The organism is Syntrophomonas sp. DTU019 (assembly GCA_913757435.1).
Lineage (GTDB): Bacteria > Bacillota > Syntrophomonadia > Syntrophomonadales > Syntrophomonadaceae > DTU019.
On record CAJYDM010000001.1, the window covers coordinates 154,861 to 178,649 of the forward strand.

General features: G+C 50.3%; 27 protein-coding genes and 1 riboswitch. Of the genes, 5 read left to right on the plus strand and 22 right to left on the minus strand.

All coding sequences use genetic code 11. From position 1 onward, the window contains the following. Positions 1 to 328: 328 nt before the first annotated feature. From AC15IQ_RS00780 to AC15IQ_RS00795, 4 genes are all read left to right on the plus strand, one after another. On the plus strand, positions 329 to 1,528 hold the full coding sequence (locus AC15IQ_RS00780) for a DUF763 domain-containing protein (RefSeq protein ID WP_483176709.1): 1,200 nt from the start codon (positions 329 to 331) through the stop codon (positions 1,526 to 1,528). Between the two features lie 204 nt (positions 1,529 to 1,732). Beyond that, positions 1,733 to 2,554 carry a septum site-determining protein MinD gene (gene minD, locus AC15IQ_RS00785; protein WP_483176710.1) on the plus strand — a complete coding sequence of 274 codons (822 nt, stop codon included), beginning with the start codon at positions 1,733 to 1,735 and terminating at the stop codon, positions 2,552 to 2,554. 12 nt (positions 2,555 to 2,566) lie between these two features. Continuing rightward, complete coding sequence (locus AC15IQ_RS00790) at positions 2,567 to 2,818, plus strand: cell division topological specificity factor MinE (RefSeq protein WP_483176711.1); 252 nt, start codon at positions 2,567 to 2,569, stop codon at positions 2,816 to 2,818. Between the two features lie 4 nt (positions 2,819 to 2,822). After that, positions 2,823 to 3,440 carry a septum site-determining protein MinC gene (locus tag AC15IQ_RS00795; RefSeq protein ID WP_483176713.1) on the plus strand — a complete coding sequence of 206 codons (618 nt, stop codon included), beginning with the start codon at positions 2,823 to 2,825 and terminating at the stop codon, positions 3,438 to 3,440. On the opposite strand, the gene AC15IQ_RS00800 is transcribed toward AC15IQ_RS00795, so the two are convergent. From AC15IQ_RS00800 to AC15IQ_RS00825, 6 genes are all read right to left on the minus strand, one after another. Then, positions 3,430 to 4,029: an NAD(P)H-dependent oxidoreductase gene (locus AC15IQ_RS00800; RefSeq protein WP_483176714.1), complete on the minus strand. Its 600-nt coding sequence runs from the start codon at positions 4,027 to 4,029 to the stop codon at positions 3,430 to 3,432. The genes AC15IQ_RS00795 and AC15IQ_RS00800 overlap by 11 nt on opposite strands. 214 nt (positions 4,030 to 4,243) lie before the next feature. Next, positions 4,244 to 5,875: a chaperonin GroEL gene (gene groL, locus AC15IQ_RS00805; RefSeq protein WP_483176716.1), complete on the minus strand. Its 1,632-nt coding sequence runs from the start codon at positions 5,873 to 5,875 to the stop codon at positions 4,244 to 4,246. Positions 5,876 to 5,917: 42 nt separating this feature from the next. Beyond that, positions 5,918 to 6,208 (minus strand): co-chaperone GroES, encoded by a 291-nt coding sequence (groES, locus tag AC15IQ_RS00810; protein WP_483176717.1) that lies wholly within the window; start codon positions 6,206 to 6,208, stop codon positions 5,918 to 5,920. A 294-nt stretch (positions 6,209 to 6,502) separates the two neighbouring features. After that, a complete protein-coding gene (gene moaC, locus AC15IQ_RS00815) occupies positions 6,503 to 6,946 on the minus strand; it encodes a cyclic pyranopterin monophosphate synthase MoaC (RefSeq protein ID WP_483177713.1) in 444 nt (147 codons plus the stop codon). A gap of 41 nt (positions 6,947 to 6,987) precedes the next feature. Then, positions 6,988 to 7,965 (minus strand): GTP 3',8-cyclase MoaA, encoded by a 978-nt coding sequence (gene moaA / locus AC15IQ_RS00820; protein WP_483176718.1) that lies wholly within the window; start codon positions 7,963 to 7,965, stop codon positions 6,988 to 6,990. A gap of 37 nt (positions 7,966 to 8,002) precedes the next feature. Beyond that, positions 8,003 to 8,176: a hypothetical protein gene (locus AC15IQ_RS00825; RefSeq protein ID WP_483176719.1), complete on the minus strand. Its 174-nt coding sequence runs from the start codon at positions 8,174 to 8,176 to the stop codon at positions 8,003 to 8,005. Between the two features lie 355 nt (positions 8,177 to 8,531). Beyond that, positions 8,532 to 8,619, plus strand: a riboswitch (cyclic di-GMP riboswitch). Positions 8,620 to 8,690: 71 nt separating this feature from the next. Here AC15IQ_RS00825 and AC15IQ_RS00830 point away from each other — a divergent pair. Then, positions 8,691 to 9,578: a transglutaminase domain-containing protein gene (locus AC15IQ_RS00830; protein ID WP_483176720.1), complete on the plus strand. Its 888-nt coding sequence runs from the start codon at positions 8,691 to 8,693 to the stop codon at positions 9,576 to 9,578. A 77-nt stretch (positions 9,579 to 9,655) separates the two neighbouring features. Here AC15IQ_RS00830 and AC15IQ_RS00835 read toward each other — a convergent pair whose 3' ends face one another. From AC15IQ_RS00835 to AC15IQ_RS00910, 16 genes are all read right to left on the minus strand, one after another. Next, a complete protein-coding gene (locus AC15IQ_RS00835; RefSeq protein WP_483176721.1) occupies positions 9,656 to 10,291 on the minus strand; it encodes a response regulator transcription factor in 636 nt (211 codons plus the stop codon). 261 nt (positions 10,292 to 10,552) lie between these two features. Beyond that, positions 10,553 to 11,149: a 5-formyltetrahydrofolate cyclo-ligase gene (locus AC15IQ_RS00840; RefSeq protein ID WP_483176722.1), complete on the minus strand. Its 597-nt coding sequence runs from the start codon at positions 11,147 to 11,149 to the stop codon at positions 10,553 to 10,555. After that, positions 11,146 to 11,931, minus strand: coding sequence for a prolipoprotein diacylglyceryl transferase (lgt, locus tag AC15IQ_RS00845; RefSeq protein WP_483176723.1), 786 nt, complete (start codon positions 11,929 to 11,931; stop codon positions 11,146 to 11,148). Before lgt ends, AC15IQ_RS00840 begins: the two co-directional genes overlap by 4 nt. Positions 11,932 to 12,085: 154 nt before the next feature. Further along, positions 12,086 to 13,096: a tRNA (adenosine(37)-N6)-threonylcarbamoyltransferase complex transferase subunit TsaD gene (gene tsaD / locus AC15IQ_RS00850; protein WP_483176724.1), complete on the minus strand. Its 1,011-nt coding sequence runs from the start codon at positions 13,094 to 13,096 to the stop codon at positions 12,086 to 12,088. A gap of 10 nt (positions 13,097 to 13,106) precedes the next feature. Next, positions 13,107 to 13,556 (minus strand): ribosomal protein S18-alanine N-acetyltransferase, encoded by a 450-nt coding sequence (rimI, locus tag AC15IQ_RS00855; RefSeq protein WP_483176725.1) that lies wholly within the window; start codon positions 13,554 to 13,556, stop codon positions 13,107 to 13,109. 2 nt (positions 13,557 to 13,558) lie between these two features. Then, positions 13,559 to 14,275, minus strand: a complete 717-nt coding sequence (gene tsaB / locus AC15IQ_RS00860; protein ID WP_483176726.1) for a tRNA (adenosine(37)-N6)-threonylcarbamoyltransferase complex dimerization subunit type 1 TsaB — start codon at positions 14,273 to 14,275, stop codon at positions 13,559 to 13,561. Continuing rightward, positions 14,256 to 14,729, minus strand: coding sequence for a tRNA (adenosine(37)-N6)-threonylcarbamoyltransferase complex ATPase subunit type 1 TsaE (gene tsaE, locus AC15IQ_RS00865; protein WP_483176727.1), 474 nt, complete (start codon positions 14,727 to 14,729; stop codon positions 14,256 to 14,258). The genes tsaB and tsaE overlap by 20 nt, the downstream gene beginning before the upstream one ends. A 26-nt stretch (positions 14,730 to 14,755) precedes the next feature. Then, on the minus strand, positions 14,756 to 15,445 hold the full coding sequence (locus AC15IQ_RS00870; protein WP_483176729.1) for a uracil-DNA glycosylase: 690 nt from the start codon (positions 15,443 to 15,445) through the stop codon (positions 14,756 to 14,758). Between the two features lie 158 nt (positions 15,446 to 15,603). Continuing rightward, positions 15,604 to 16,950, minus strand: a complete 1,347-nt coding sequence (locus AC15IQ_RS00875; RefSeq protein ID WP_483176731.1) for a glycosyl hydrolase family 18 protein — start codon at positions 16,948 to 16,950, stop codon at positions 15,604 to 15,606. A gap of 264 nt (positions 16,951 to 17,214) precedes the next feature. Further along, positions 17,215 to 18,354 carry an acyl-CoA dehydrogenase gene (locus tag AC15IQ_RS00880; RefSeq protein WP_483176733.1) on the minus strand — a complete coding sequence of 380 codons (1,140 nt, stop codon included), beginning with the start codon at positions 18,352 to 18,354 and terminating at the stop codon, positions 17,215 to 17,217. Between the two features lie 229 nt (positions 18,355 to 18,583). Further along, positions 18,584 to 19,000 carry a MarR family winged helix-turn-helix transcriptional regulator gene (locus AC15IQ_RS00885; protein WP_483176734.1) on the minus strand — a complete coding sequence of 139 codons (417 nt, stop codon included), beginning with the start codon at positions 18,998 to 19,000 and terminating at the stop codon, positions 18,584 to 18,586. 81 nt (positions 19,001 to 19,081) lie between these two features. After that, positions 19,082 to 19,468 carry a Zn-ribbon domain-containing OB-fold protein gene (locus tag AC15IQ_RS00890; RefSeq protein ID WP_483176735.1) on the minus strand — a complete coding sequence of 129 codons (387 nt, stop codon included), beginning with the start codon at positions 19,466 to 19,468 and terminating at the stop codon, positions 19,082 to 19,084. Beyond that, positions 19,461 to 20,633, minus strand: coding sequence for a thiolase family protein (locus AC15IQ_RS00895; protein ID WP_483176736.1), 1,173 nt, complete (start codon positions 20,631 to 20,633; stop codon positions 19,461 to 19,463). Before AC15IQ_RS00895 ends, AC15IQ_RS00890 begins: the two co-directional genes overlap by 8 nt. A 179-nt stretch (positions 20,634 to 20,812) precedes the next feature. Continuing rightward, positions 20,813 to 21,088 (minus strand): hypothetical protein, encoded by a 276-nt coding sequence (locus AC15IQ_RS00900; protein ID WP_483176737.1) that lies wholly within the window; start codon positions 21,086 to 21,088, stop codon positions 20,813 to 20,815. Between the two features lie 125 nt (positions 21,089 to 21,213). After that, positions 21,214 to 22,461: a DUF1015 domain-containing protein gene (locus tag AC15IQ_RS00905; protein WP_483176738.1), complete on the minus strand. Its 1,248-nt coding sequence runs from the start codon at positions 22,459 to 22,461 to the stop codon at positions 21,214 to 21,216. A gap of 23 nt (positions 22,462 to 22,484) precedes the next feature. Beyond that, the gene (locus AC15IQ_RS00910) at positions 22,485 to 23,561 is read right to left on the minus strand and encodes a pyridoxal-phosphate-dependent aminotransferase family protein (RefSeq protein WP_483176739.1); all 1,077 of its coding nucleotides are present in this window, start codon (positions 23,559 to 23,561) and stop codon (positions 22,485 to 22,487) included. Between the last annotated feature and the right edge of the window lie 228 nt (positions 23,562 to 23,789).

A 23,789-nucleotide genomic window follows, 5' to 3' on the forward strand; every position in this document is an offset into this window, starting at 1 on the left:
GTAGACATAGAGTTAGGGTGGGTGATCTCTATGAGTCCCGGTGCTACTGTAGTTGTGGTCATCGTGGCCGTATGCCTTGGACTGAGTATCGTAGCCGCAGTAGTTGGTGTATTCTTATTCCAGGGTTTTAAATGGTGGGATAAATTCTAGCCTCCATTGAGCATAGCAAATTAACGCAACCCCCCAAGGTGGCATGACAATGCCACTGTTTCTGTTTTTAGGCCCAAATAGTCCCATCGGCGTCCACCCGCACAAGCCCGTGAGAACATTTGTTCCCAGGGGCTTTTTATGCTATGCTAAATATTAAGCAAACTCAGAGGTAACTATTATGAAAACCGGAACTGCCGATCTGCCCCTTCACGGCGGCCAGTGCCCAGCCTGGTTGTTCACGCATATGAAGCAGCTATGCCAGGCCATCGTGGAAGTGATAATAGAAGAATTTGGCGTCGCTGAGGTGCTCAAACGGCTGTCTGATCCTTACTGGTTTCAGGCCCTGGGCTGTGTAGTCGGTTTTGATTGGCACTCTTCAGGGGTCACCACCACAGTGTGTGGTGCTCTGAAAGAGGGTTTGCATAATATCGGTCCGCAAGCAGGACTATTCTGTGCCGGGGGCAAGGGACGCACTGCGCGCCGTACTCCTGATGAGATCCGTAGTCTGGCAGACCGATATCCTGTCGCGTTCGACGCCGAACTTCTGGTCTATGCCAGCAAAATGGCAGCTAAAGTAGATAGTGCCGCAGTGCAGGATGGCTTTCAGATCTACCATCACTTTTTTGTGTTTGACCAGGTCGGCACTTGGGCGGTAATACAACAGGGCATGAACGATTCGGTCAAGGGAGCACGGCGCTATCACTGGTTAAGTACAGAAATGGCTTGCTTTACTGAAGAACCCCAGGCAGCGGTATGCAGCGACAACTTGGTGCCAACCTTGAATCTGGTGTCACAAACAAATCAGTCCCTGAACCGGCTCTGTGCCGACCTCAGTTGCCAACCCCCGGAACAGCTGATTAGGGAATTCCAAACCATCACCCGTCTGTCCCGCCACATAACCTTACCCGCCCAGCATGGCATCCCAGCTACTACTTATCTCAATAAGGCCTTGCGGGCAGCCTATGAAGAACAGCCCGGGGATTTCGAACAACTCCTCCAGGTACCGGGGGTGGGTGCTTCCACGTTGCGCGCACTCTGCCTGGTAGCCGAAGTGGCCTATGGGAGCAGGCCCAGTTACACCGACCCGGTACGGTATGCTTTTGCCCATGGAGGTAAGGATGGCATCCCCTTCCCGGTAAATCAGGATGACATCGCTAATTCCTACCGGACCCTGCGCCGGGCTGTACAAAAGGCTAGACAGGGCCGATCCGATCAGCTTCGCGCTCTGCGCCGCCTGGCTGCCTGGCACAGCGAGATGATTAAGGCCAGGGCTACCCCGTCTTCCATTAGCAATGATCAGACAATTCCCACAAACAACTCGCAATCTCCTCGATTCAAAGGGCAGGAAATGCCTTATTGCCAGCCCAGTCTGTTCTGAGCCTATTCTTATCTGATAGCAGATGAAATCTGAGGTAGTGAGGCTGTAAGTCCAAAAACGTTTTTTTGGATCCCTTCATTAATGGTCAAAATGGTTTTATCTGAGCCGAATGGTTTATTATTATGCCAGTTTACATTAAAATAATGTCTATGGTGTCTTATTTTGTCACAAATGGGACCCACTCATAGAGAGGAGACATTTAGTATGACAGCAGCATCCGAACAGCATCAGGTTCTGGTCGTCGCCTCTGGTAAAGGCGGGGTAGGCAAGACTACCACCGTGGCCAACGTCAGCTGCGCCCTGGCCAGGATGGGGCACCGAGTGGCGGTGGTCGATCTAGATATCGGCTTGAAAAAGCTCGATTTGATCATGGGTTTGGAGAATAGAGTTATTTACGATATTGTTCAGGTTATTGAAGGGGAGTGCAGTTTAAAGCAGGCCCTGGTAAAAGACAAACGTTTTCCCGGTCTATACATGCTTCCGGCGGCGCAGACCCGTAATAAAGATGACATCTCCCCCGAACAGGTCAAAGGGGTCTGTTCACAGCTCAGGGAAGAGTTTGAATACGTGCTGGTAGATTGCCCGGCAGGGATTGAGCAGGGCTTCCGCAATGCCATCGCTGCAGCCGACCGCGCTATCGTGGTGACCAACCCCGAGGTCTCGGCGGTCCGTGATGCCGACCGGATCATCGGTATGTTGGAATCCCATGGTTTTAAGGAGATCCAACTGATAGTCAACCGGGTGCAATGGGATATGGTGAGAAACGGGGACATGCTAAGCATTGAGGATGTTGCCGAACACCTTTATATTGATCTTATCGGAGTAATCCCCGAAGACCAGCATGTGGTGGTATCAACTAATAAGGGAGAGCCGATAGTATTAGATGAAAGATCTCTGGCTGGAGCGGCTTTTGAAAATGTGGCCCGGCGTATAAAAGGTGAAGAAGTTCCTCTGCTCCCCCCGCCAGAGCCGTCTTTATGGGTAAGGATCAAGAACTTCGGCCGCGGCCTGTTTGCCGGCCACTAAGGAGGTAGGGTTATGATAGGTATTTTCGACAGGCTATTTAACCGTTCCAGTTCCTCCAGCCGTGCCCAGGCCAATCAGCGCCTGCAAGTGGTCCTGGCTAAGGATCGCTGCGCTGCTTCGACGGAGACGCTGCATATGATCAGCCAGGACGTTGCCCGGGTAGTGCGCAAACATTTGGAAATTTCCGGGGAACCGCAGATCCGCCTGCTGCGCCAGGGACGCCAGACTGTAATCGATATTAACATCACCGTCAAAGCGAGGTAGCGCAGTGGAGCCATTGACCATCAAGGGGTTAAATCATGCCCTGATTGTGATATTTAACAAGGACTATGGCTATGAACAGTATCGCCATAGCCTGATCAAGCGCCTGGAATCCAACCCCAAATTGTTCTGGGGATCACCGGTGATGTTCAAAGGGCCTGGGTTAAGAGAACTCGCCTATAATGACCTGCTTGAGCTGCAGAGGATCTGCTTAGAGCATGGCATGATATTGGATAATATGCATCCCACAGCTACCGCACCGGTGCCAAGGGATGTATTCCTGCGCCGCCATGTGCGTAGCGGTCAGTGTGTAAATGCCGACGGCTCAGTATTGGTATGGGGCGACGTACATGAGGGCGCCGAAATCCATGCCGGGCAGGATATTGTAATCCTGGGAAAACTGGCAGGCCTGGCCCATGCCGGATGCTATGGCAACCCCGCCGGTATAATCTTTACCCTGGAGATGGCCTCACGCCACATCCGCATCGCGCGGATGAATCTGGCAATCGATGATCTCAGCGGTTCTGGCATACCTACGGTAGCCTTTATAGAAGATGGCCTGATCAAGACCAGGAGCTACCGCACCAAGGAACCTATCGAACTGATGTTTAAGCCTAACGGTTGAGTTCCAAGCCAGAAACCCAGCGCTTCACCGTCTTTCTAGTCTCCGCCAGCATCTGCTCGCGTTCCTGATCAGACACGCTCGGCACCGCATAGAGGTTGATATGCTGGCAGGAGCCGAATCCACAGGTGCCCAAAATGCCATTAAGGGTGATCTTTAACACATCCAACATGCCATATTTCTCAGCCTGGGCCTGGTCAGCGCCAGAAGTAGTAATTACCAGGGCTTGCTTCTCGGTCAGCAAACCCACCAAACCTTGAGAAGTGACTTTATAAGCAAACCCTGCGCTGAATACGCGATCAAAATACCCTTTTAGAATTGCCGGGAAATTCATCCACCATATAGGAGCTATGAACACCAAATGGTCAGCCCAGGCTATATCGTCCTGCTCTACCTGAATGTCATGAGGTATTTCCCCCCGCCGAAAAGCTTTGAAATCCTCTTCTCCCAGACAGGGATCGAAATTCATGCCGTAGAGATCCTTTATTTTTACCTGTGAGCCCAGCTTTTCCATTTCCTCCTGTACCACCTCGGCCAGAGCAGCGTTAAAACTAATGGGGTTGGGATGGGCATAGATAATGACCGTATTCATAGTCCTACCTCCTTTATATCTCATCCTCTGAATATTCCAATATAAAAATTATAATAAGCCGATAACAAATCAATCACTCCCGCACGACCAAAATACCCTTACAGGTCCAATTTAGCTACGGGTTGGTTGAGCGAATGGGTTGGAGCCAACTAATCAGGCAAATATACAAAGCAGCCGGGTTTCACCCCGGCTGCTCTAATCTGAAACTGAGTCTTTACATCATGGGAGGCATTCCGCCGCCACCGCCCATGCCCATGCCCATGCCTTTATCCTCTATGGGCTTTTCGGTAATGACTGCTTCGGTAGTCAACACCATGCTGGCGATGCTGGCCGCATTCTGCAGGGCCGAACGGGTGACCTTGGCAGGGTCAATGATCCCGGCCTTGATCATGTTTTCGTATTCACCGGTCAAAGCATTGTAGCCGATGCCGATTTCAGAGGTGCGTACCTTTTCAACAACCACTGAGCCCTCTTTGCCAGCGTTATTGGCAATCTGCCGCAGCGGTTCTTCCAGAGCTTTCTTAACCAGGTTGATGCCGGTCATCTCATCGCCTTCAGCTTCCAGGGCATCGATAACCCCGATGATGTTAATCAGCGCAGCGCCGCCGCCGGAGACAATGCCTTCTTCAACGGCCGCCTTGGTAGCAGCCAGAGCGTCTTCAATGCGATGTTTCCTCTCTTTCAGCTCGGTCTCAGTAGCAGCACCGACCTGAATCACTGCAACGCCACCGGACAGTTTGGCCATGCGTTCCTGCAGTTTCTCTTTGTCATATTCGGATTCGGTTTCTTCAACCTGTTTCTTGATCACTGCAATACGTCCCTTAACGTCATCTTCGGAACCCGCGCCGTCGACTATGATGGTCTCATTACGGTTTACTACTACCTGGCGGGCTCTTCCCAGCATATCGATGGTAACGTTCTCCATCTTAACGCCGATATCTTCCGATACCACCTGCCCATTGGTCAGGATAGCAATATCCTCCAGCATGGCTTTCCTTCTGTCGCCGAATGCCGGTGCCTTAACGGCCACACAGTTGAAGGTGCCGCGCAGTTTATTCACTACCAGAGTGGGCAGGGCTTCTCCATCGACATCCTCAGCGATGATGAGCATGGGTTTGCCGGTTTGTACCACTTTTTCCAGAACAGGCAGAATCTCATTAATAGAGGAGATTTTCTTGTCGCTGATCAGAATATAGGGATCTTCCAGGACCGCTTCCATCTTTTCGGTGTTGGTTACCATATAAGGTGAGATATAGCCACGGTCAAAGCTCATACCCTCTACTACTTCCAGAGTAGTGCCTACTGACTGGGATTCTTCTACGGTTATGACCCCATCCCGGCCCACTTTGTCCATAGCGTCAGCTATTAGTGCCCCGATTTCGGCGTCATCTGCTGAAATGGCGGCAACTTGAGCGATAGCCTCTTTGGAATCCACTATGCGGCTGATGTTTTTGATTTCTTCGACACCGGCTTTAACAGCCTTCTCAATTCCGTGTCTCATGATCATGGGATTGGCCCCGGCGGCAACATTTTTTAGCCCCTCTTTAATCATGGCCTGAGCCAACACGGTGGCAGTGGTGGTTCCGTCACCGGCTATGTCGTTGGTGCGGATGGCCACTTCTTTGACCAGCTGGCAGCCCAGGTTTTCCCAGGGATCTTCCAGGTCAATGTCTCTGGCTATGGTTACACCGTCGTTGGTGATGGTGGGAGAGCCAAATTTGCGGTCCAGTACTACGTTGCGGCCTTTGGGGCCCAGGGTTACTTTTACAGCATTGGCCAGGGTATCTACTCCTCTTTCCAATGCTCTGCGGGCGTCTTCACTGAATTTAATCTCTTTGGAAGCCATCTATGTATCCTCCTTTTATTAATTCCGTTCTATGGTGTTTTGTTAGGCTAATTTGGCTAAAACATCCCTTTCAGACAGGATTAACAGTTCTTCGCCATCCACCTTGATGTCGGTACCCGCGTATTTGGCATAGATGACCTTGTCGCCCACGGCCACATACATCGGGATCCTCTCGCCCTTGTCGTTTAGGGCACCGGGACCTACTGCCAGGACCTCGCCCACTTGCGGCTTGTCCTTTGCAGTATCGGGAACATACAGACCGCTTTTAGTTTTCTCTTCGGTGTTCTCCACTACTTTTACTACCAGTTTGTCAGCCAATGGTTGAATGTTCAAAGGTATACCCCCTTATAAAATGTTACGTTGAGGTGTTATTAGCACTCATCATTTGCGAGTGCTAACATCTATTAATAATATTAGGCAAGACCAACCAAGTATTCAAACAGAAAACTCGGTTGATTCTGCCCGATATTACTAATTAGTATTATGTTGCGAAGATTTTCTTTTTATACCTTTGAATAACATTAAATTTCACTTTTACATTATCCGCAATGACGTCTAGCGACAAACTGCGCAAATAAAAACGGCCATTATCAAAAAGGCCGTTATCCGGTTGCTGTTTTCCGTATCTCAATCTATCTCAGGGCGCCTGACGTGCCCGCTTTTGCCCCCGCTTTTCTCCAAAAGACGAACGCCAGTAATCTCCATCCAACGGTCTACTGCTTTGCACATATCGTAAATGGTCAGAGCGGCAGTCGCCGCCGCAGTGATGGCCTCCATTTCCACGCCGGTTTTACCAGTGGAAGTGACCACAGTCTCTATGATCAGTTCGCCAGCCTCTTGATCGAAAGCATATTCAACATCCACCGCGGCTATCATCAGAGGGTGGCACATGGGAATCAGGTGCGGGGTTTGTTTAGCTCCCATTACGGCAGCTACCTGTGCCACAGCCAGCACATCCCCCTTGGTAATGGCCCCTTGTCTGATAGCCTCCAGGGTTGCAGGCTTCATCCTGACTACCGCCGCGGCCCGGGCCTGGCGAATGGTATCCGCTTTGCCGCTGACATCTACCATGCGAGCCCGGCCGGCCGAATTAAGGTGGGTGAATTCCACTTTTATCCCCCTATTTGATACATCTTGCGATTATTGTTGGCGCCCCAGCCGCCATTCATGTAATGCCGTTCAGGTTTACGGATGATAGCCTGGGCTATCATTTGGGCCAATTCGGCCCGGTTTATGCCTTGCAACAAAACCGATTTGAGATCGGTTTCATGATGATCGTAAAGGCAGGTCCTGAGCTTGCCTTCCGCAGTCAGCCGGATGCGATTGCATTTGGCACAAAAATGGTTGCTTAATGGACTGATAAAACCGATTCCGCCCTGGCCACCTTCGAGACTGAACTGCTCAGCCGGACCATTGCCCACCTGCGCGGTATGAAGCAGATTATACTGCTTAGTAATGATGGATTTTACTTCCCGTATGCTGATGACCTTGCTCTGATCCCAAAACAGCAGATCTCCAACCGGCATAAACTCAATAAAGCGGATCTGCAGCGGAAACTTATATGCCAACTCGGCGAAATCCAGAATCTCGTCATCGTTGAACCCTTTGATTATCACCACATTTACCTTGACCGGATGCATACCGATCTCCATAGCGGCCAATATGCCCTTCCATGCATCCTGCAGTGATCCTCCTCGGGTTATGAAACTGTATTTCTCCTGCACAAGGCTATCCAGACTGAAGTTTACACGCTTCAGGCCTCCTGCGTGCAAAGCTCTGGCCATCCTGGCAAAGAGAGTACCATTGGTAGTCAAGGTAACTTCTTCAATGCCCTTTACCGCGGCTAAGCACTCCACCAAGGCGGTAATCTTAGTCCTCACCAGAGGTTCCCCCCCGGTAAGCCTGATTTTACTTATGCCAAGGTCGCTAACCGCCTCCGCAATAGCAATTATATCCTCAAATGACAGAATTTTGGAGTGTTCCAGTTTTTTAATTCCCGATTCAGGCATGCAGTAACGACAACGCAGATTGCAGCGGTCGGTTACCGACATGCGTATATAACTTATACTACGTCCATAGTTGTCAAGCAACTAAGACCCCCCTCCCCGGGCTAGTCTTATTTCTACCCTAGAAACATCCTAATTCACAGGCTGATATCTTTATTCCGACCAGATCGCACAGAGTACCCATACGCGACAACTCGATCTGCATTTCTTTGGCAAATTCTCTAGCTTCGGCACAGCTGATGCGCTTGCCTGGGAACTTGTCCAATAATACTTGGGCGATCTCTTCGTCTCTCATTCCCTTTCCCTCCCTATTTATATTGCCGCACCACCCCAGACCAAGCAGGAAGGTATATCACCTTCATGCCTGGAATGGCCATCTGTAGATACGGCTTGGTGATTTCTATTATACACTGCACAACTTATTTCTACAAATGAGGCTAGCTTTCGTCAAATACCACAGGAAACCAGCCACTTTCAGGCTGACCCGGATCCAGCCGGGGTGTCATATCAAGATTATGGTCCCGTTAAGTCTTAATTTATTAATCAACTTATGAAAGTATCGCGTCTTTTGGTATAATTTATATATATTTCTATATAAACTTGGTACTATTGTTATACGAAAATATAATAAGGTGTTCCTTAAATACCACCAAGGAAAAAGGCAAACCCATCGAAAGATGGCGACGCAAAGCTATAGGGGCTAAAACGTGCGTATCGTAAAGCCAGCCAGTTGCCGGTACAGGTTATCCGCTCTTCCACCTATCCGGTCAATGGCCGGATAGTTTGCTGAGAAAGGGGCGTTTAACCTTATGAAGCGGAATGGCAGCATAGTATTGGCCTTATCTATTGGTTGTTTCCTGTGGCTGTCTTTAATCACACCTATAGCAGCAGAAGCCGCCTATAGCATAGGCTTCAGCAATCGCTTTATCGACATAAGTTCTCCTCAACAGAGCAACCTGGATTGTTCAGGCACTATCACCGTGACCGGGTCGAGCTGTTTGCCCGCGGTATGGTTTTGCACCCGGGGTCCATCCCAGGAATTGGCAGCCTACAAAGCCGAAGTTGAAAATGGACATTTCAGCATAGATATCCCGTTGCGCTTCGGAGAGGGCCAATACACTATCTGGGCTGGGGATAACGGCACCCGTTTCGATGGCTCCATCCGCTTTTTGGTCACCAACATCAACTGCGCCGACAATCGTTTTTCTTCAGCCTCAAATTACATTAATAGCGATGATGAACGTATCGCCGCGCTGGCAGAAGAACTCAATCTGGTCCAGCTGGGGGATCGCGAAAAGGTACAGGTCATTCATGACTGGATTGCTGCCAACATCGAATATGATTGTGCAGCTTATTTCGAACATCGTGTCGAACTGAATTCAGCTACCGCCGTTCTGGAACAGCGCAAGGGGTTATGCCGGGATTTCTCGTTCCTTTTCGCAGCCTTGAGCAGACACTGCGGAGTGCCCTGCAAAGTGGTATACGGACAGGTCTGTGATGGCAATAACGACCAAAGCCGGCTGCATGCCTGGAATGAAGTGCTGATCGATGATGAATGGGAATGCGTCGATGTGACTTGGGATGCCGGTTATATTACCGGCAGCAGGTTTGTTCAGTCTCCGTCCAGCAAATATCTTACCCCGGACAGAACCTTCTTCGCCAGGTCCCATTCCCCTACCTTGGTAACAGCCCATTAGGCCTGCGGTCCACCAGAAAATGCATGATTGCAGCGTAAAAATAATCTCCGCTGTTGTATCATGCCATCGTGCAAAAGCTAAACCGGGCGTATGTCTGCCCCCAGCAAATACGCCAAGGCTTCGATGCGGTTGCGCACCTTTAATTTTCTAAAGGAATTGCGCAGATGGGTTTTAACAGTTGATTCCGAAATACACATGGCAGCTGCTATTTCCTGGTTAGATAAGCTTTTGCCTAGAAATGAAAGCACCTCACGCTCTCGTGGGGTTAAATTCTGAATGTTGCCTGTTTCGTTAGCAGTCAGCTGCTGTCGCGATGTTATGGTCGTATTTATGCGGGGCAAGCAGAGGATACCGGCCACTACAATGAGGTCCACCGCGTTGACAATCTGCCGGGGAAGCATGCGCAGCGGCAGACAACCCCTGACACCGCTTTTAACCAGATCTGCCATGCTAAAACTATTGGGGTTTTCTACTATCATGATCGGCAATTGGTAGGGACAATGTCTTTTAAGCTGCATCACCGCAGGCAGCAGATCTGCATCATCTAATCTTAGAATGACCACATCTGGCTGCATACCGGTAGCGGCATCAAGCAAATCGCTGTAATCGACCTGCCCGACTACTTGAAAACTGTGACTTTGTTGGAATGCCACCGCCAGGGTTTGATTATACAGCATCGAACTGCTACACAGCAATACTCTGAACTGGCTCATCCACATATCCTCATTCAGTATTAATCCTGGTTCAATTAATATGCTATATTCTAACCGATTGCCTAATATCTGGCAATAAATGTAGTCATAACGGCTGACATGACAGACTTATCCTGACCTTTAGGATGAATGGCAGTCACCTGCAGGCTTGCACGGGATTGCAGCAAATGCTGCAACAAATGCCTGGTATGTTGTATATCGTTTATACTGTGGATCATCTATAGAGCCTGGTAGCAGATGGATTATTGGATAGGTGCCAATTTAAAAATAGGCTTCGTCTATCATCAATTCGGAACGTTCGGTCATTATCCAATCAACCGGAAAGTCAGCTTGGTGTGGGTTGCAGGAGGGGATCACCTGAAATTCATAACACACTCCGCAGAGAAAGGCATTTTTCCTGAGCTGAGGCAAGAAACGATCATAATACCCCTTACCGTACCCGATGCGGTAACCCTGATAATCAAATGCCAAACCCGGCACCAGGACCACATCGATCTGCTGTGGGTCCCAAACCGGGCCCGAAGGTTCCAATATACCAAAAGCGCTCTTTTTCAGGGCACCAGGACCGGTGTACTGTACAGCCTGGATGTGTCTTCCTTCGACCCGGGGCAAAAGCAAGATGCGGTCCGGTCGGGTGAAGTGCTCCAACACCAAGCCGATGTCAACCTCATTGTCTATGCTCATGTACCCCATTATTACGCGTGCTTCACGCAAAGGTTTTAACTGCAGCAGCCTTTTTGCTATCTGCAGACTGCAGGTCTGCACCTCACTGGAGGGCATTCCATCACGGAGTTGCCTTATTTCTTTTCGGATCTGTTCTTTATCTATATCTGCCTGAGGATGATGGTTTATCATCATAACCGATTCCTGTTTCTAGGCACATACACAGCACTTCCACACTGTTTAAAGCGCCAGTAGTAGAGAGCTAGCCCCACTGCCAGCAATCCCAATGTGTATATCTGCCCCAGAGTGAACGGGCCGACATAATAAACACTAAAGCGGAAGAATTCGATTATAAAGCGGTAAACCCCATAACCTAAAAGGTAGGCTAGAAACACCTGCCCATTGTAGCGGCGACGATCATACAGCCACAGCAGGTAGGCAAATAAAAGCAGGTTCATGGCTGAACTAAATAATTGGGTGGGATAGCGATAGAAATTATCTATATATGGAAACACCATGCCCAGGGGACTCTGAGTTATATTGCCATAACAGCAGCCCCGCAGGAAACAACCGATGCGCACCAGAGCGTACCCTAGTGCCAGGTAAGGACTGAACATATCGGCAATTCTCCAAAATGAATGATTTTTCTTCCATATATATAATGCGAAGACTGCCAGCCCACCGATAAAGGCTCCATACCAGATCATACCTTCGATGCCGCTGGGACCGATTTTAAATAGCACCAGGGGGTTGGCGATAAAAGCCTGCCGATCATAGATAATAAAATGAGCCAGTCGAGCCCCTATCAATCCTCCCAAGACAGACAGGATAACCAGGTCAAAGACCATGTTGTCGTCGTAACCCTCGCGCCGGGCTATCCGGCTGATGCCCCATATGGCTGACAACACCGCCACAGCCAGCATAGCTCCCCAGGAGTAAACCGTAAACGAACCTATTGTAAAGAGTTCCGGATGCAAAACTCAATTCCCCTCCTATAGTTATCCACAACCACTTTTCGAGCTGATTGGAAAGATTTTTGATTAACCTTGATTATAACAGATATACCGCAATTTTAGCCGTCTATATCTTCCATTTATCAACAGACTTATCCACAATATCCACAGGGATTTTTCACAGGGACAATAGGCCGGGGTAGGCATTGAGGTCCAGTCCCGCAAAGTCTCGTCTCATATACTGAACATAAGCCCGGCCCGCGATCATGGCAGCATTATCGGTGCATAAGGACAGTGAAGGATAAAAGACCTGCATACCTTGAACTTGCGCCTTCTCTGCTATAGTGCTCCTCAACAAGGAATTGGCTGCCACTCCCCCAGCCAATAGCACAGTTTTCACCTGAAATTTTTTTGCCGCGTGCAGCGTCTTTTCCGCCAAAACCTCAACCAAGGCGGCTTGAAATTCAGCAGCCATGTTATTCACATCGGCCTCACCGCTTTTCTCTAGTTTCCGCCACAGGTTCATAACTGCCGTCTTCAGACCGCTGAAGCTAAATTCGAAGTCATCCCGATCGAGAAAGATGCGGGGCAATTTGTATAAACCCGGTTGGCCTTGGAGGGCTGCTTTCTCCACCGAAGGACCTCCCGGGTAGGCCAGGCCGAGGAAACGGGCTACTTTGTCGAAGGCTTCTCCGGCAGCATCATCGCGGGTCTCACCAATAAGGTGATATTCATGATGAGAAGGCATATAGAGCAGACTGGTATGCCCCCCGGAAACCACCAAACAGACACAAGGAAATGCTATTCCGGGGTTTTCCAAAAAATTGGCATATATATGGCCATGAAGGTGGTTCACGGCGATTATGGGTTTGCCTAAAGCGTAAGCTAGAGATTTGGCAAAGCTCAAACCCACTAACAGGGCTCCAATCAATCCCGGCCGGTGAGTAACCGCTACCGCATCAATGTCCTGGTAGGTAAGCGCGGCCCGCGCAAAGGCTTCCTGGGTTACTGCGGTTATGGTTTCGATATGTTTGCGCGAAGCCACCTCAGGTACTACCCCGCCGAACTTCTGGTGCAGGCTTATCTGTGACTGCACTATATTGGAGAGGATCTCTTGGCCATTCTTTACGATGGCCGCAGCGGTTTCATCGCAGGAGGTTTCGATCCCGAGTATGTTGATGTCATTCATATGTAATCCCTCAGTTTATCTGCCTCATCATGACGACAGCATCCTCATTGTTGTCAGAGTAATATGCCGGCCGCCTTCCGGCAGGCTTAAAGCCCTGCCCGCTGTATAGTTTGCGGGCGGCATCATTGGAAACCCTTACCTCTAAATAGATCCGGCTGGCCCGCTTTTGCCGGGCTGCCTCCACCAGGGCCTGCAACACCCTGGTTCCCATACCCTTCCTGCGATGTTGCGGCGCAACCGCTACGTTGGTTATGTGCGCTTCATCAGCAACTACCCAGATACCACCATAGGCTGCCACGTCTCCTTCGCAGTCAGCCACCATATAGGTAGCATATTGGTTGCTGAGCTCATTTTCATAGGATTGTCGCGACCAAGGCAAGCTGAAAGATTCCAATTCTATCTGCATGATCTCGTCCAGGTCACGCCCGGTCATCTTGCGTATCATATACTCCTGGATCACAATTATGATACTCCTTTTTGCAGTCGATATTCAGCTTCAGACAAGCGCAAGTATATCGGCTTGACAGTCAAGCTGTTATCCAATTGGCCTTTATCCAGGGCCTCCCAGGCCAGACTGGCCAGGGCTGCGGCCCGGGGCAGCATAACATGGGGGCTGACCGGTATTAGGTATTGGCCCAGGATGTCCGTAAAATAATCATGGTAAGAGGTTGCACCGTCTCCCAGCAGGATTACCTGCTCGCGCCCAGTCGCCCCGATCAGATCCAGTATTTCACGGCCAGCTTGCTGTGGGGGACAAGCCTTCATAGGCAACAGCATTCGCGGGAAGCGGTCTTGCACATCATAGCATGAGAAATAGACTTCTTCACGGCGGGCATCAAGCATGGCGGCAACCAGGGCCGGGCTCCTCACTACATTATGTGCCAATACGTCTAGTGTGGATATGGCTGCGATAGGCAAACCTGTGGCCAGGCTCAGTCCTTTCACCGTAGCCATGCCAATGCGCAGGCCAGTAAATGAACCTGGGCCCGTAGTTACTGCCAGGGCTGCGATCTGCGACCAGTCACACTGGCTGTCCTTCATTACCCGGTCAATTTTGGGCAGCAGGATTTCGGAGTGGTTGCGCTTGAAGTTAACAAACTCTTCACAGACCACCCGGTCCCGTCCCGCCAGGGCCACGCCTGCCACCTGAGTAGCGCTGTCAACAGCCAGTATCAACAATCTGTTCCAACTCCTTTATTTTGCGGCGGCCTTCTTCTCCTCCGGCCTCTATTTGAACCAGCCTTTCCCGGTCATAATCTTCCTCGGCCAGGCTGATATATATGTGCATCGCCTCCCCGGGAAGAACACCCGAGCCGACTTCCGGCCATTCAATCAAACACAGCTCCTTCTGCAGGTAATCCTCCATCCCCAGGTCAATTAAATCTGCACCTTCCAAGCGGTAGAAATCGAAATGATGTATGGGCTCCTGGGCCTGGTAAATATTCATCAGGGTAAAGGTAGGGCTGGTCACCCGTCCCTGGTAACCTTTGCCCCTGGCAATACCTCGTACCAGGGTGGTCTTGCCCGCCCCCAGAACACCATGCAGGCACACCACGTCCTGTTTGTTCAAAATTCGGGCCAGTGTTTCGCCCAGTTTATTCATATCCTCTTCCGTCCTTATAATCAGTTCCAAATCGGTCACCTCAAAAATATTGCCATCTATCTGGGAGCTAACTCCTGGTAGGCCTGACGTAAAGCCTTAAAGTCCTCCCAGACGGGGCGTTTATAAGCCGCATTGCGCAGCAGGGCGGCGGGATGATAGGTAGCGATGATGCTCCTGCCCTGGCGAGTAAACCAGGTTCCACGAATCCTGGTTATCCTGGCCCCGGGGTCAATTATGGCCTGGCTGGCCGTTGATCCCAGACAGACTATAATGGCCGGGTCAATAATCCGAATCTGTGCCTCCAGATAATTGCGGCACTGCTTAACTTCATCAGGATTGGGCAGCCGGTTGCCTGGAGGTCTGCATTTTACAATATTGGCTATGTAGACCTCACTGCGATGTAAATCTACCGCAGCCAGGATTTTGTCCAGCAATTTTCCCGCCCGTCCCACAAAGGGCAGGCCCTGTTGGTCCTCGTCTTGGCCCGGACCCTCACCCACCAGCAAAAGGCGGGCATGAGGATCGCCTGCACCGAATACTACCTGCTGGCATCCCTCCCGCAAACGGCATCGGCTGCAGCTTAGGGCGATGTTTTTTAATTCATCCAGCGTTCTTACATGGGGATAACTGTGATCGCTATCAACTCCGGGCAGAAAAGCCTGGTTTGGCAATGCCGCCTGCGGGGATGCTTTACGAATCTCTGCCCTATCCGGCAAATCAAACAATCCCGGTTGCTCTGTTGACATTTTCCCCTCTCCCCTCGGCTTCTAATCCATATTTCCATGTAATTGCCATTAATATTATAATATATAAGGCCTACCCCGACCAGAGCGCTAAACCATGAGGGCCAGGCTACACTCAGTGTGCCTGGCCCTCGGTTATACTATGACGTTCTGTTTACTGACTAATGGCGTAAAACCTGATAAAGGTCGTCGAATCCATTGCCGATGCGCCAGAATGCGATACCGCCCAGGCGGTTATTGGTGGCCTGGTTCAGCTTTTCGGCCAGACTGGCCTCGTTCTCCATCCAAATGGTATGCTTTTTACCGTTTTCATCGGTATACGTATAATAGGGACTCATGCTGGCGGTGTCGAAGCCTCCCTCTACGCGGTATTTGCGCTTGATTTCCTCCAGCCGGGGCCTGGTAACTGTCACTGCTCGACTCCCAGCGGCCCAGTTATATCCATAGGTGGGCAGGCCCAAAAGGATTTTTTCCCGGGGTATAGTGGAAATCATGTAGGCAGTCACGTCCTTGACCCACCATAACGGTGCCACTGGTCCCGGTGCACTGTCGGCATAGGAATGATCATAGGCCATAACCACCACCCGGTCGGCAATTTTCCCGATCTCTCTGTACTGGTAAGCCACCGGCCAATTCTCCTTGCCGGTGCGGGCGAATACCGCCACTGAAAGCATCTTGTTCTCTCCTAATGCAGCCTTAAGTTCGCGCAGGAATTGAGTGAAATAGGCTGCGTCGGTGCTGGGAATGAATTCAAAGTCGATGTTCACCCCATCATATTTGTCCGCTGCTACCTTATCGTTCAGCTGCTTGATCAGATTGCGGCGGGCAGCTGGATCGCAAAGCAAGCTGTGCAAAGCCTCCTTGTCCATTAAGGCCACTCCCAGATGGGCCTGTATACCCCGCTCTCGGCAATATTGCATGACTTTTTGGTATTGATCCTGGTATTCATAAATCAAATCTCCCCGGCTGTCGGTAATGAACCAGCGCAGAGCTATATCGGTAAATAGATCCGCATTGGCGGAGAATTCATCCCAGGGGGTGTAATAGTAATAAGCAAACACTTCGGGATGGTAGCTGAAGGAGATATTGACCTGCTGTTTGCTGCTGTCCCAGCTCACCGTGGCGCCAAGATTCTCAGCCAGAAAGCGCAAGGGGACATAAGTTCGGTCCTTATATATGAGCGGGGCCGTATCCAGCTGCCTTGCCACCCCATCGACTTTAGCCTCTTTCCTGCCGATAACAAGTTCCAGGTAGCGTCCGCGACAATCCATGGCGACTTTGCGCTGAAGGCCGTCCCAGTATACGGTGCCCTGCAAAGCCGGATCCTCTACCACAAAACGCACCGGCACCATGGTCCGCCCCCCCAACAGTATAGCCCCAGGTTGAAAATGCCGCAGTTGCCCTTCAATACATATCGAGGGGCTGATATCGGCTGATACCGGCAGAATAGATGGGGTAAACATCAACATGGCTATCATTAACACAATAACTGCTTTTTGGCCCCGCATCTCACTAACCTCCAATACAGGCAGATGTTATTTGTTTAGACGAGATTCTGCCAGTACTGGTTCCTGTTGCCTCGCAGCATATAAAATTCCACCTGGATTAGCCGGTAATTACGATTTACCAAACCTCTCGGTCCATTGTGGGCACAGACTGGGAGGACGCAGGATTGGGCTTTTTTTCCCTGACCATCCAAAACTATTTAAAAACAAAAAAACGCTGCCTGTCTCAAAAGCCAGGCAACGTTTCTGTTTCTGTTTGATCGTAGTTTAGCGCAAAACGTTTCCGGCGATGACCATTCTCTGCGCTTCCGAGGTGCCTTCGTAGATCTCGGTGATTTTGGCATCTCTCATCAGGCGCTCCACCTTCTGTCCCTTCACATAACCATACCCCCCGTAGACCTGAACCGCTTTAATGGTATGGCGCATGGAGCACTCGGCCGCAAATAATTTGGCCATGGCGGCTTCTTTACTGAATGATTTACCTTGGTCTTTAAGACAACTGGCATTATAGGTCAGATAACGGGCCGCAGCCACTTCGGTTACCATATCGGCTATCCACCATTGCACAGCTTGATTCTTGCTGATGGGTTTGTTGAATTGGATACGCTGTTTGGAATATTTTATGGATTCGTCCAAAGCTGCCTGAGTTATGCCGACAGCCTGCGCAGCTATACCGATGCGGCCATGGTCAAAACTGTTCATGGCGATCTTAAGGCCATCGCCGATCTTGCCGACCAGGTTATCTTTGGGGATGCGGCAATCTTTGAAGATGATTTCTGAAGTCTGTGAGGCTCTCAAGCCCATCTTGGCAAAATGGGCTCCTACGCGCATACCGGGAGTACCCTTGGGAACGATGAAGCAGGTCATAGCCCGGCCGCCCTCTTCTTTTTCGACCCAGGCAAAAGTAATATATGTATCCGCCACCGGGCCATTCGAGCAGAAGGTTTTGGTGCCATTGATGACCCACTCATCCCCATCCAAAACCGCGGTTGAGGTAGCCGCACCGACATCGGTTCCAGCCCCCGGTTCAGTCAGGGCAAATGCCCCCAGGTGTTCTCCTTTGGCCAATGGAGTCAAGTATTTCTGTTTTTGATCTTCGCTGCCGAACAGGTACAGCGGCATGCAAACCAAGCCAGTATGTACAGACATGGTAAAACCTGTGGCAGCACAGCAATAAGACAGTTCTTCCACCGCTATGGCATAGGTCAGATAATCTGTGCCTGCGCCGCCATACTCCTGGGGTATGGGCATACCCATCCATCCGCCCTCGCCCAGTTTTTGAATGACCTCGGCGGGGAAGCGGCTGTTCTCGTCGATCTCTACCGCTATCGGGTCAACATAGGTTCTGCCAAACTCTCGCATGTTCTCTCTAACCAGTACTTGCTCTTCGGTTAATTGGAAATCCATTACACTCACTCCTTTTAACGTATACTTCCACCTGAATTTGTGAACACAGGCGGACGTTCCCCCTCTAGTAACTGCATTGTATTAAACAGGCAAATGCTTTGTCAATCATTTATTTGTATGCAAAGTAATGCCCCATAATGTCATCATCAGGTGGCAGGCGAATCTTGTAAATTAAAGTGTGATCTCTGCTGTGTGCCGGGTAGGTATATTGTCGGAATAGGCAAGGTTGCTATGATACGTGGTTCAGTTCTTCCAGCAGTTTTTTAAGTAAAGCCGATTCCTGAGGATTGAGTTTTTGCAAAGCCTTTTGGTTGGCACTTTCAATAGCGGCATTGACCGGTTCTTTTAGAGCCCGGCCCTTTTCCGTCAGCATCACCCGGACCGCACGACGATCCTTAGAGTCGGGCTGCCGGTTGATCAAAGACTTATTCTCCATACGGTCCAGTATTCCAGTGACGGTTGATCCGTCCAGATAAAGCCGTTCGGAGAGCTGTTTGGCAGTCTGACCATCTCTATCCCAGAGGCACTTTAAGACCGCATATTGGCCAGGGGTAACCCCATAAGGGGCCAATTCGGCCTTAAAAAGCTGTTGCACAGCGTTCTGAGCTTTGGTCAGCACGAAGTTCACGCATTGTTCTAATTCCATTAGAAAACTCCTTATCTCTATATCTCTATATAGTACAAATTATAACATACTGACAGACAATTCAGTTCGACATTGTCAGCCCTAACCTGGCCGGCTGCAAACAGGCCTGAAAACCGGCATCATTTGTCCTCCAAAGGTCTGCAATGTCATCTCCACCGGCATATCGACAGCTGCCTCTTGCAGGCCGCAGTCCACGATCCGAGATGCCATGCGCACACCTTCGTCCAGGGTGATCAGGGCATAAATATAGGGTACTTCCCCATCTCCTCCCAGACTACTGACCCGAATCACGCTGTAACTGTATATCCGCCCTTTGCCCTGGCTCCGGTGCCATTCCCAGTGCTGGCTCCAGCAGCCCGGGCAATGACTGCGCGGATAAAAAATATAGCGTTGGCACTCAGGGCAGTATTGCAGCCATAATTCACCTTTATTGAGATGCTCGAAATAGAACTGGGTGGGATTACACATATTCCGTCCTCCCTAATATTAGACTGCTTTCAGTGCTCATCACGCCGCCGTTGCCATTCACAAATGCCAGATGATTGCGGGCCACCTGCCGCTCCCCGGCCTCTCCCCGCAACTGACGCACCGCTTCTATAACATGGGACATACCTCCGGCAAATGAAGCCTGCCCCATAGACAGCTGCCCGCCGTGCGTATTGCAGGGTCTATCCCCCTGATAGCTGAGGTCATGTTGGGTTACGAATATACCTCCTTCACCCTTGGCACAGAAACCGGCATCCTCCAAGGTTATTAAAACCGTTATGGGATAGCAATCATACAGGGACAATAGATCAATATCCGCCGGCTCGCAGCCCGCCATGCCAAATGCCCTATGCGCTGATTCTTTTACCGGGCTGGTGGTGATCTCTTCCGCATATACTATGGAATTATGACTAAAGGCCTCTCCCCAGCCAAGGATACTGACACTATCATGCAGACTTGCGCCGCGCTCATTGCTCACTACCACTGCAGCCGCGCCGCTGCAGGGGCGGACTATTTCCAGCAGGTGTAAGGGGTCAGTGATCAGCGGTGATTGTAAAACCTGGTCGACGGTCAAAGGGGCCTGGTTGAATAAGGCCAGGGGATTAAGCAGCGCACTCTTGCGCTGATCGACGGCCACCTTGGCCATCTGTTCGGGGGTAGTACCATAGAGGTGCATATGGCGATGGGCTATCAGGGCATAACCGGTATTGAAGCCCAGAGGTTGATAAGGCAATTCGAAATCGATTTCCGCCTGTGACATCACTGATTTTTTACCCTGCAAGGTGTTGAATACCTGACTGTCCCAAACCCCGCCGCTAAGGCAAAGGCAGTTTTTTACCAGGCCGGCTTTTACCAGCAATGCAGCTCTGGACACTGCACCCACCGCACTGGCTCCGCCCAGTTCCACCATATTTAGCAGTGACGGCCTGATCTGCAAATACTCGCATACCTGGGCTGGCCACATGAAAGCGCTGTCTTCGCTGGGCGGGGTGACTAGCAGTCCGTCGATTTGGGTGTTGTGCAGGCCGGCATCGGCAATGGCCAGTCTGGCCGCCTCTGCCAGTAAGGCCAAAGTCTTTTGCCCGGCAGGATCCTTGATGGGTGCCAGTTCTGAAATACCGGTGATCATTGCATATTTGCGTTTCATTCCATGCCTCCTCTCGGTCCTCATGATTTTGGATGAGGAATGGCTGTACAAAGCAGGCCACTACCATAGCCATCCTTTACTCACAGGCTTTAATAAGCCTGCATAATCATAGTGAAATATCAAAAAGGGCGGAAATATCCGCCCTAGTGCCAAGTTTACCATAACTGCAATTCATGGCATTATTCCTGAGAATTGTCTAACTGCGCCTTTATCTCGTCAATCTGCTGATAAAGGGCATCGATCTTCTGGCAGATTTCCATCAAGTCTGCCTCAGCATTAACATTGCTGCGATAAGCGGTATACAGCTTATCGCCCAGCTCGGTTTTAAGCTGGGTGATGTCCCGCTCCAGGTTGGAGATGTTTAGTTTCAGCTTGCCGCTCTCTATTAGTTTCCCGGACTTTTGAGCCAGTTTGTTGGCCTGTTCCTCTAATTTTTCTTTGCTAAATTTGAACATATTACTCCTCCTCAACAGAATGTAGATAATTCCATTTTATATTGCTGCCATAGTTCTGACAACGTGTAAAACCGCTGCACCCCAGGGTCTGGGCCTGCATGGCCGCCAGACTTCAGACCCTTCTCCTAACTCAGTTTATGGATGAATATGCCGCTTCTGAGCTTGGGTTCAAACCAGGTCGACTTGGGAGGCATTATCTGCCCGGCGTCAGCAATGGCCATCAAATCATCAATGGATGTGGGATACATAGCAAAGGCGACCTTCATATCACTGCCAACCCTCTCTTCAAGTTCTCCCAGGCCTCTGGCCCCGCCCACAAAATCAATGCGCTTATCGGTACGGGGGTTGTTTATACCCAATACCGGTCCCAAGAGGTTGTTCTGCAGTATGGAGACATCCAGCCGGGCTACTGGGTCAGTGGCGTCATAGCTGCCGGGCCGTGCTTTGAGAATATACCATACCCCCTCCAAAAACATGCCGTATGTCTTGGGCTCTTGCGGCTGATAAGGCCCAACCTGGGGATTAACTTGTACTTCAAAATCTTTTTCCAGAAGGGTTAGAAATCCTTCAGGGGTGAGATTATTGAGATCACGGACCAGGCGGTTATAATCCATTATATACAGATCCTTGTCGGGAAAAACCACCGCCAGAAAGTAATTGTACTCTTCTGTGCCGGTATACTGCGGGTTCTCAGCCCGGCGCTGCATCCCCACCTGCACTGCTGAAGCGGACCGGTGGTGCCCATCAGCGATGTATAAAGCACTAACGGAAGAGAATAGCCCTTGTAAGCGCTCAATGACACCACTGTCGTCTATTATCCATACGGTGTGGGCGATGCCGTCCTCAGAAATGAAATCATATAAGGGCTGGTGCTGGCTGGCCCAATTGTCGATAAGAGAGGCGATCTCCTCCTGGTGGCGATAGGTGATAAAGATCGGTCCAGTCTGGGCATCGCACCTATCAACATGGCGGATGCGGTCCTGCTCCTTATCAGCCCGAGTCAGTTCATGCTTTTTGATGGTATCACTCATATAGTCATCTATGGACAGGCACGCCACCAGTCCAGTCTGGGTGCGGTGTGCGAGCTTTTGGCGGTAAATGTACAAACACGGTTCCTGGTCCTGAATAAAAACCCCCTCCGCCGTCATTCTATCCAGGTTGTTCCTGGCTTGGGCGTACACCCGATCATCATATATGTCTGTACCGATATCCAAATCGATTTCGGCCTTATCTATATGCAGAAATGAATAGGGATTACCTCGTACCATATCCCGAGCTTCATCACTGCTCATCACATCGTAGGGCAAGGCCGCCACCTTATCCACCAACGAGGGGATAGGACGGAGCGCTCTGAACGGTCTGATAACTGCCATGTTGATCCTCCTTTGAAAATTGATCAGGCCTGAAGTTTCAAGATATCCTGAATATGCCCTAAGAGCTCTCCGATATCCTCTACAGTGTGATCCCCCATGTGAGCGATGCGGAAGGTCTTGTCTTTCATTTTGCCGTAGCCGTTGGAAATCTGGAATCCACGTTCACCCAATTTTCGGTTCAGATCTGCCACATCTATATTACGAGTATTGGTAATAGCGGTTACGGTATTGGACAGATAGCGTTCATCAGCAAACAGGGCGAAGTACTTCCTGGCCCAGGCCCTGACTATTTCAGCCATCTGCCAGTGTCTGTCAAAGCGCGCCTCAAGGCCTTCGGTCATTATGCGCTCCAACTGATAATCCAGCGCATACATATGGCTCAGCGATGGAGTTGAGGGGTATTGGTAATCTTTATCACGAATATATTCATACAGCTGCAACAGGTCCAGGTAGTAGCCACGGAAGGGGACCTGGGCAGCTCTATCAATGGCTTTGCGAGAAAATGTGCAGATAGCCATTCCCGGGGGCAGACCCAGGGATTTTTGTGTAGAGGTGATGCAAATATCGACTCCCAATTGGTCTACATTTATGGGGGTGCCTCCAGTGGAACTCACCGTATCCATACAATAAACTACCTCAGGGTATTGGCAGGCCACTGTAGCAATCTCTTCTACCGGATTCATCACTCCGGTAGAAGTTTCATTATGGGTAATGGTCATCAAGTCATAATTACCCGTGGCCAAGACTTGTTCGATCATCTCTCGGGTATTGGCCTGACCCCACTCCACCTCGAAAAGATCAGCGGGGATGTTATTATTGACTGCCATCTCGTACCAGCGCTTGCCAAAGGCCCCCATGGAAAATATGGCTGCCCTTTGTGCGGTGCAGGATCTTAGCGCTCCCTCCATAAGGCCGCTGCCAGAACTGGTAGATAGTAAAATCTCATGCTGAGTGGACCATAGAATTTTCATCTTGTCGCTAATGCGGCGCTGTAAGGCTGAAGCCTCTTTGCTGCGATGCCCGATCATGGGGCTGGCCATTTTCTGCAGCACCTCTGATCGCACCTCGACCGGTCCCGGGATGAACAACCTTTTATACATTTTCTATAGCCTCCTAGACAATCATCTTAACGGTCTTTTACCATTCTACTTATTTCCAGGTTATTTCTCAATATGGCTTTAATTTACCCTATTTTACCTGGGTAAATGCCGGCTACCGGTAACAGCTGATAAAACACCATGGGCTTCAGCAATAAAAGCATAACACAAGCGGAGAATAATTGTATGATATACTATTAAAAGGCCAATCCCGGCTGGCTGTTTTTTGGG

What these genes read in the sequence shown, in the direction of transcription:
- AC15IQ_RS00835 (WP_483176721.1), bottom strand. Translation starts at nt 10,291, where the DNA reads ATGAGCCAGTTCAGAGTATTGCTGTGTAGCAGTTCGATGCTGTATAAT.
- moaC (WP_483177713.1), bottom strand. Translation starts at nt 6,946, where the DNA reads ATGGTAGATGTCAGCGGCAAAGCGGATACCATTCGCCAGGCCCGGGCC.
- AC15IQ_RS00790 (WP_483176711.1), top strand. Translation starts at nt 2,567, where the DNA reads ATGATAGGTATTTTCGACAGGCTATTTAACCGTTCCAGTTCCTCCAGC.
- AC15IQ_RS00880 (WP_483176733.1), bottom strand. Translation starts at nt 18,354, where the DNA reads ATGGATTTCCAATTAACCGAAGAGCAAGTACTGGTTAGAGAGAACATG.
- minD (WP_483176710.1), top strand. Translation starts at nt 1,733, where the DNA reads ATGACAGCAGCATCCGAACAGCATCAGGTTCTGGTCGTCGCCTCTGGT.
- AC15IQ_RS00900 (WP_483176737.1), bottom strand. Translation starts at nt 21,088, where the DNA reads ATGTTCAAATTTAGCAAAGAAAAATTAGAGGAACAGGCCAACAAACTG.
- AC15IQ_RS00895 (WP_483176736.1), bottom strand. Translation starts at nt 20,633, where the DNA reads ATGAAACGCAAATATGCAATGATCACCGGTATTTCAGAACTGGCACCC.
- AC15IQ_RS00830 (WP_483176720.1), top strand. Translation starts at nt 8,691, where the DNA reads ATGAAGCGGAATGGCAGCATAGTATTGGCCTTATCTATTGGTTGTTTC.
- groL (WP_483176716.1), bottom strand. Translation starts at nt 5,875, where the DNA reads ATGGCTTCCAAAGAGATTAAATTCAGTGAAGACGCCCGCAGAGCATTG.
- AC15IQ_RS00905 (WP_483176738.1), bottom strand. Translation starts at nt 22,461, where the DNA reads ATGGCAGTTATCAGACCGTTCAGAGCGCTCCGTCCTATCCCCTCGTTG.
- AC15IQ_RS00910 (WP_483176739.1), bottom strand. Translation starts at nt 23,561, where the DNA reads ATGTATAAAAGGTTGTTCATCCCGGGACCGGTCGAGGTGCGATCAGAG.
- AC15IQ_RS00780 (WP_483176709.1), top strand. Translation starts at nt 329, where the DNA reads ATGAAAACCGGAACTGCCGATCTGCCCCTTCACGGCGGCCAGTGCCCA.
- AC15IQ_RS00825 (WP_483176719.1), bottom strand. Translation starts at nt 8,176, where the DNA reads ATGAGAGACGAAGAGATCGCCCAAGTATTATTGGACAAGTTCCCAGGC.
- AC15IQ_RS00800 (WP_483176714.1), bottom strand. Translation starts at nt 4,029, where the DNA reads ATGAATACGGTCATTATCTATGCCCATCCCAACCCCATTAGTTTTAAC.
- AC15IQ_RS00885 (WP_483176734.1), bottom strand. Translation starts at nt 19,000, where the DNA reads ATGGAATTAGAACAATGCGTGAACTTCGTGCTGACCAAAGCTCAGAAC.
- AC15IQ_RS00890 (WP_483176735.1), bottom strand. Translation starts at nt 19,468, where the DNA reads ATGTGTAATCCCACCCAGTTCTATTTCGAGCATCTCAATAAAGGTGAA.
- tsaD (WP_483176724.1), bottom strand. Translation starts at nt 13,096, where the DNA reads ATGAATGACATCAACATACTCGGGATCGAAACCTCCTGCGATGAAACC.
- AC15IQ_RS00870 (WP_483176729.1), bottom strand. Translation starts at nt 15,445, where the DNA reads ATGTCAACAGAGCAACCGGGATTGTTTGATTTGCCGGATAGGGCAGAG.
- AC15IQ_RS00875 (WP_483176731.1), bottom strand. Translation starts at nt 16,950, where the DNA reads ATGCGGGGCCAAAAAGCAGTTATTGTGTTAATGATAGCCATGTTGATG.
- AC15IQ_RS00840 (WP_483176722.1), bottom strand. Translation starts at nt 11,149, where the DNA reads ATGATGATAAACCATCATCCTCAGGCAGATATAGATAAAGAACAGATC.